The organism is Frankia sp. AiPs1 (assembly GCF_023716945.1).
Lineage (GTDB): Bacteria > Actinomycetota > Actinomycetes > Frankiales > Frankiaceae > Frankia.
In genome coordinates, this window is record NZ_JAMQQF010000356.1 from 1 (window position 1) to 6,020 (window position 6,020).

A 6,020-nucleotide genomic window follows, 5' to 3' on the forward strand; every position below is an offset into this window, starting at 1 on the left:
CCAGCGCGCCCACCCGCGCCCGCCCGGCCCCCGGCGCGGCGGGACCCGACGGCGGCCTCGAGCCACTGGACGACGTGTACGACGCGCAGACGTACCTGCCGGGCCAGGTCGACCCCCCGGCCGGCGGCGACGGTGGACGCGGGCGGTCGCGATCGGATCGGGGCTGGTAGCGGCCGATGGATCCGACCGAGCCCAGCGAACTCGTCCTGCTGATCGTCAAGATCGGCTTTCTCGCCCTGTTGTGGGGATTCGTCCTCGTCGCCGTGCGCGCCGTCCGGCTGGACATGTTCGGCCCGACAAAGCGCCAACAGCGGCGCGAGCCACCCCCGATGGCGCGGCCGGCACCCCCCCGGACGCCACCCCAACCGGCTCGCAAGCCACAGTCTCCGAGCAAACTCGTGGTAACCAAGGGGCACTTGGCGGGCACAACGATCCCCCTAGGATCATCACCTGTCACCATCGGACGGGCACAGGACTCGACTCTGGTCCTCGAGGATGACTTCGCATCAGGCCGGCATGCGAGACTCGTGCCCCACGACGGACAGTGGTTCGTCGAGGACCTCGGCTCGACCAATGGCACATTCCTCAACCGTTCGAAGGTGACCAGTCCCATGCCGGTACCTCTCGGCGCGCCGGTCAGGATCGGGAAGACGGTCCTGGAGCTCCACCGGTGAGCCTCAGGCTTCACTTCGCCGTTCGCTCGGATGTCGGGCACGTACGGGAAGGAAACGAAGACTCCGCCTATGCCGGGCAGCGCCTGCTGGCGGTGGCCGACGGCATGGGCGGGCACGCCGCGGGCGAGGTCGCCAGCTCCATGGTGATCTCCCGGCTGGCCGACCTCGACGAGGACATCGACAGCGACGACCTCGTGACGGAGCTGAACGAGGCCGTCCGCGACGCCAACCGCCAGTTGCGCGAGATGTCCCTGGAGAACAGCGCCCTGGACGGCATGGGCACCACGGTGACCGCGGTGCTCTCGTCCGGGGACATGCTCGGGGTCCTGCATGTCGGGGACTCGCGGGCCTACCTGCTGCGCGAGGGCATCCTCAGTCAGGTCACCCACGACCACACGCTCGTGCAGGACCTCGTCGACCAGGGTCGGATCACCCCCGAGCAGGCGAACACGCACCCCCAGCGCTCCCTGCTGATGCGTGCGCTGGACGGCCGCGAGGTCGAGCCCGACCTGTCGGTGCGCCAGGCCCGGGACGGGGACCGCTACCTGCTGTGCACCGACGGTCTGTCGGGGGTGGTCAGCGAGGAGACGATCCTGGAGACGCTGCTGCTGCCCACTCCGCAGGATGCGGTGGACCAGCTCGTCGACCTGGCGCTCAAGGGCGGCGGCCCGGACAACATCACGGTCGTCGTCGCCGACATCTCCGAGGACCGCGGGGAGAGCCGGCCCTACCCGCTGGTCGCCGGTGCCGCGGCGGAGAAGCGAGTGGTGCCCGGGGCCGCATCCGCACGAAGCGGGCCCGATCCGCGCTACCCGGACACCGAGTCCGCGGCGGCCAAGGCGGCCCGGATCGGCCGGTCGGGTTTTCACCGCCGGGACCGCCAGGAGCAGGCCAGCGACCGCGGCGACGGCGAGAGCGACGACGCGGACGGGGACGCGGACGGCCGACGCCGATCGGGCCGGCGGATCCTGTTCGTCTCCACCGTCGTGTTCGTCCTCGTCGTCGCGGGCGCCGCGGCGGGGTGGACCTATGTGCGCGGCCAGTACTACGTCGGCGTCGACGAGAACGGGCGAGTGGCCCTGTTCCAGGGGGTGAAGGGCAGCGTCGCCGGCGTCCATCTCTCGTCGGTGCTCTCGCACGGCCGGCTGCTGTCCGAGGTCTCCCCGGCCGATCAGGACGATGTACGCCACGGCATCCCGGCCAACAGCCGGGACGAGGGGGAGCAGATCATCTCCCGGCTGCACACGCCGAGCCCGACGCGGCCGGCGGTCACCGCGACGCCCAGCCCGTCCGCGATCAACCGGCCCAAGTCCCCGTCGCTGGATCCCGCCGGTCTGCTGCCCGCGGGCTGTCACGTTGCGAGCCCCGTCGGCGTCGCCGTCCCAGGCTGCCCAAGCACGCCCGTACCCACCCCGTCACCGTGACCTCAGGCCAGCGATGACCCGCCCGCCGATACCCCTTCCTCCGCTGCGCAGGCCGAGGTCGGCGGACCTCACCGCGACGTTCGCCGGCCTGCCCCTGCCGCAGGGCACCGACCTGCCGCCGTATCGCCGCCGTGAGCTCATCCTGCTGGTCTTCGCCGGGGTGCTGGCGACCAGCGCGCTGGCCGCACTGACCTTCGCCGACATCGGCGAGCTCTCGCTCGGCATCTTCTCGATCGGCCTGGGCTTCTTCTGCCTGTGGGCACTAGCGCACCTCGCGGTCCGCCGGTTCGCGCCGGCCGCCGATCCGGTGTTGCTGCCGGTCGTCGTCGCCCTCAACGGCCTCGGTCTGGTCATGATCTATCGACTGGACCTGGCCAAGAGCCAGGCGGCCAAGCAGGCCGGCACTCACATCCCGCCCAGCGCCGCGCAGGTGCAGCTCGTGTGGACGCTGTTGGCGGTCATCGTCTTCGTCCTGGTGCTGGCGGTGGTGCGCGACCACCGCAAGCTCGCCCGCTACGCCTACACGGCCGGGCTGATCGGCATCGTCGGCCTGCTGCTGCCCATCGCGCCGGGTATCGGCACCTCCATCAACGGCGCCCGGCTCTGGCTGCGCGTCGGCCCGTTCTCCTTCCAGCCCAGCGAGGTCTCGAAGATCATCATTCTGATCTTCTTCGCCGGCTACCTGGAGAAGAAGCGGGACGTGCTGTCCCTGGCGTCGCGCTCCGTGCTCGGGGTGAAGCTGCCGCGCGCCCGCGATCTCGGCCCGGTCCTGGTGGCGTGGTTGGCAAGCCTGGGCATCCTGGTCGTGCAGAACGACCTCGGCTCCTCCCTGCTGTTCTTCGGCATGTTCATGGTCGTGCTCTACGTGGCCACCGAGCGGGCGTCGTGGTTCCTGGTCGGGTTCGTGCTGTTCATGATCGGCGCCGTGCTCGCGCACAGCCTGTTCAGCCACGTCCAGGTCCGCGTCGACGGCTGGCTGCACGCCTTCGACGGCGACAACCCGTCCAGCACCTCCTACCAGCTCGTGCAGGGCCTGTACGGGTTCGCGGCCGGCGGGATGACCGGCACCGGCCTCGGCGAGGGCCATCCGCAGAAGGTGCCCTTCGCCAACACCGACTTCATCATGGCCAGCCTCGGCGAGGAGCTGGGGCTCACCGGCGTGATGGCGATCCTGACGCTGTACGCGCTGATCGTGCTGCGCGGCATGCGCGCGGCGCTCGGCGCGAAGGACGCCTTCGGCAAACTGCTGGCGACCGGGCTGTCGTTCACCCTGGCGCTCCAGGTGTTCGTGCAGGTCGGCGGGGTGATGCGGCTCATCCCACTGACCGGGCTCACCCTGCCGTTCGTCTCCTATGGTGGGTCGTCCATCGTGGCCAACGCCGCGATCATCGCGTTGCTGTTGCGGGTCAGCGACAGCGCGCGCCGTGCGCCCGAGCCGGCGTCGGACGCCCCGCTGTTCGATCCGGGCGCGGTCGCCGACAGCCCCACCCAGGTGGTGAAGACGACATGAACCGCCCGGTGCGCAAGGTCGCCATCGCCTGCCTGGTCCTGTTCGCCGCGCTGCTCGTGAACGCCAACTGGTTGCAGGTCGGCGAGGCCAGCGACCTCAAGACCCAGCCGACCAACGGCCGCCAGATCACCGAACGGCTCGAACGCGAACGCGGGTCGATCCTGGCCGGCGACGTGGAGATAGCCCGGTCCACCCCGTCGAACGACCCGTACAAGTTCCAGCGGCAGTACCCGGCCGGATCGCTCTACTCCGACGTCACGGGCTACTACACGCTGTTCACCGCCGCCGGGCTGGAGCGCTCCCAGGACGTGTTCCTCTCCGGCGATGACGACCGGCTGCTGGCCAGCCGGGTGACCGGGCTGTTCACCAACAAGCAGCGCCGCGGCGGCTCCGTGGTCACCACGATCCTGCCCGCGGTCCAGCAGGCCGCCGCGCAGGCGCTGGGCAACCGCAAGGGCGCCGTGGTGGCGCTCGACCCGTCCACCGGTGCCATCCTGGCGATGGTGACCAGCCCGTCCTACGACCCGAGCCCGCTGGCCAGCCACACCGAGAAGACGGCGACGGGCGCCTACGGGACGCTCTCGGGCGACCCGGCCCAGCCGCTGCTGAACCGGGCGACGCAGCAGACCTATCCGCCGGGTTCGACGTTCAAGCTCATCACCGCCGCGGCGGCGCTGTCGCACGGCCGCCACCCCGACGACCGCGTGGCGGCACCCGACGAGCTCGCGTTGCCGCTGAGCACGGTGCGGCTGCCGAACTTCGGCGGCGAACGGTGCGGCGACGGTGAGACCGACACCCTCACCCACGCGTTGACGATCTCCTGCAACACCGCCTTCGCGCAGCTCGGCATCGATCTCGGCGCCGAGACACTGCGCCAGCAGGCCGAGGCGTTCGGCCTGAACTCGACCTTCCCCGACTTCCCGTTGCAGCAGGCCCGCAGCGTGTTCCCGACCAAGCTCGACGGCGCGCAGACGGCGCAGTCGGCGATCGGCCAGTACAACGTCCGGGTAACGCCCCTACAGATGGCGGAGGTGGTCGCGGCGATCGCCAACGGTGGCACCGAGATGAAGCCCTACCTCGTCTCCGAGTTGCGTGGCCCGGACAAGAAGACGATCAGCCGAACCGGTCCCAAGGAACTCGGCAAGCCGGTCAGCAGCGACGTCGCCGCCGAACTCACGACCATGATGGAGAGCGTGGTGACGTCGGGAACGGGCCGTAAGGCGCGCATCGACGGCGTCGCCGTCGCCGGGAAGACCGGAACCGCGGAGCACGGCACAGACGAGCCGCCGCACGCCTGGTTCGTCGGCTTCGCCCCGTCGGACGCGCCCAAGGTGGCGGTCGCCGTCATCGTCGAGGACGGCGGGGGTGAGCTGAGCACCGGTGGTGCCATCGCCGCCCCCGTCGCGAAACAGGTCATGCAGGCCGCATTGGACACACCATGAACAACTCGCCGGGTAATCCCACCTCACCGTCGCAGCCGTTCGCGGGCGCCGCCTCGCCGAACACCGTCCTGGACAACCGCTACCGGCTCGACGGCCGAATCGCCGCGGGCGGCATGGGCGAGGTCTGGCGGGGCCTCGACCAGACCCTCGGTCGTCCCGTCGCGGTCAAGCTGCTGCGCCCGGAGTACGCCAGCGACGAGTCGTTCCTGGTGCGCTTTCGCGGCGAGGCCCGCCACGCCGCCCGGCTGTCGCATCCCGGGGTCGCCTCGGTCTACGACTACGGCGAGGTCGCCACCGCGGACGACTACCCCACGGCCTACCTGGTGATGGAGCTGGTGGAGGGCGAGCCGCTGTCGGCCGCGCTGCACCGGGAGAAGCGGCTGTCGCCCGACCGGATGCTGGACATCCTCGGCCAGGCCGCCGACGCGCTGCAGGCCGCCCATGCCCTCGGCGTCGTTCACCGCGACGTCAAGCCCGGCAACCTGCTGCTGCGCCCGGACGGCGCGGTCAAGGTCACCGACTTCGGCATCGCCCGCGCGGTGGACGCCGCCCCGCTGACCGCCACCGGCATCATGATGGGCACGGCGTACTACGTCTCGCCCGAGCAGGCATCGGGACGGCCGGTAACGCCGGCCAGCGACGTCTACTCGCTCGGCGTCGTCGCCTACGAGTGCCTCGCCGGCCGCCGGCCCTTCGACGACCGCAACCCGATCGTCGTGGTGATGGCCCACCAGCAGGACACCCCGCCCCCGCTGCCCGCCGATGTCCCCTACCAGGTCCGAGGCCTGGTCGAGTCGGCCATGGCCAAGGACCCGGCCCGCCGGCCGAGTTCCGCGGGCGCGTTCGCCCGGTCCGCCGCGGGCATCCGGCGCAGTCTGTGGAGCCCGGACACCGGCCGGTGGCCGGGCCCGGGCGACATGTCGGACGCCACCGCGCGCCACCCCGGCCCGGGCACCGGCATGCCCTCCTC

General features: G+C 71.2%; 5 protein-coding genes. All 5 read left to right on the plus strand.

Translation table 11 applies throughout. The features are described from left to right. Window positions 1-176 precede the first annotated feature (176 nt). The gene (locus tag ND748_RS22755) at window positions 177-674 is read left to right on the plus strand and encodes an FHA domain-containing protein (RefSeq protein ID WP_251747998.1); all 498 of its coding nucleotides are present in this window, start codon (window positions 177-179) and stop codon (window positions 672-674) included. Then, entirely contained in the window at window positions 671-2,098 is a 1,428-nt protein-coding gene (locus tag ND748_RS22760) for a Stp1/IreP family PP2C-type Ser/Thr phosphatase (protein WP_251747999.1), read from the plus strand. The genes ND748_RS22755 and ND748_RS22760 overlap by 4 nt, the downstream gene beginning before the upstream one ends. Before the next feature lie 13 nt (window positions 2,099-2,111). Next, window positions 2,112-3,608, plus strand: a complete 1,497-nt coding sequence (locus ND748_RS22765) for an FtsW/RodA/SpoVE family cell cycle protein (RefSeq protein ID WP_251748000.1) — start codon at window positions 2,112-2,114, stop codon at window positions 3,606-3,608. Further along, window positions 3,605-5,050 (plus strand): penicillin-binding protein 2, encoded by a 1,446-nt coding sequence (locus ND748_RS22770; protein ID WP_251748001.1) that lies wholly within the window; start codon window positions 3,605-3,607, stop codon window positions 5,048-5,050. Before ND748_RS22765 ends, ND748_RS22770 begins: the two co-directional genes overlap by 4 nt. Beyond that, on the plus strand, window positions 5,047-6,020 hold a 974-nt coding region (locus ND748_RS22775), incomplete at its 3' end, for a serine/threonine-protein kinase (protein ID WP_251748002.1). The genes ND748_RS22770 and ND748_RS22775, both read left to right, overlap by 4 nt.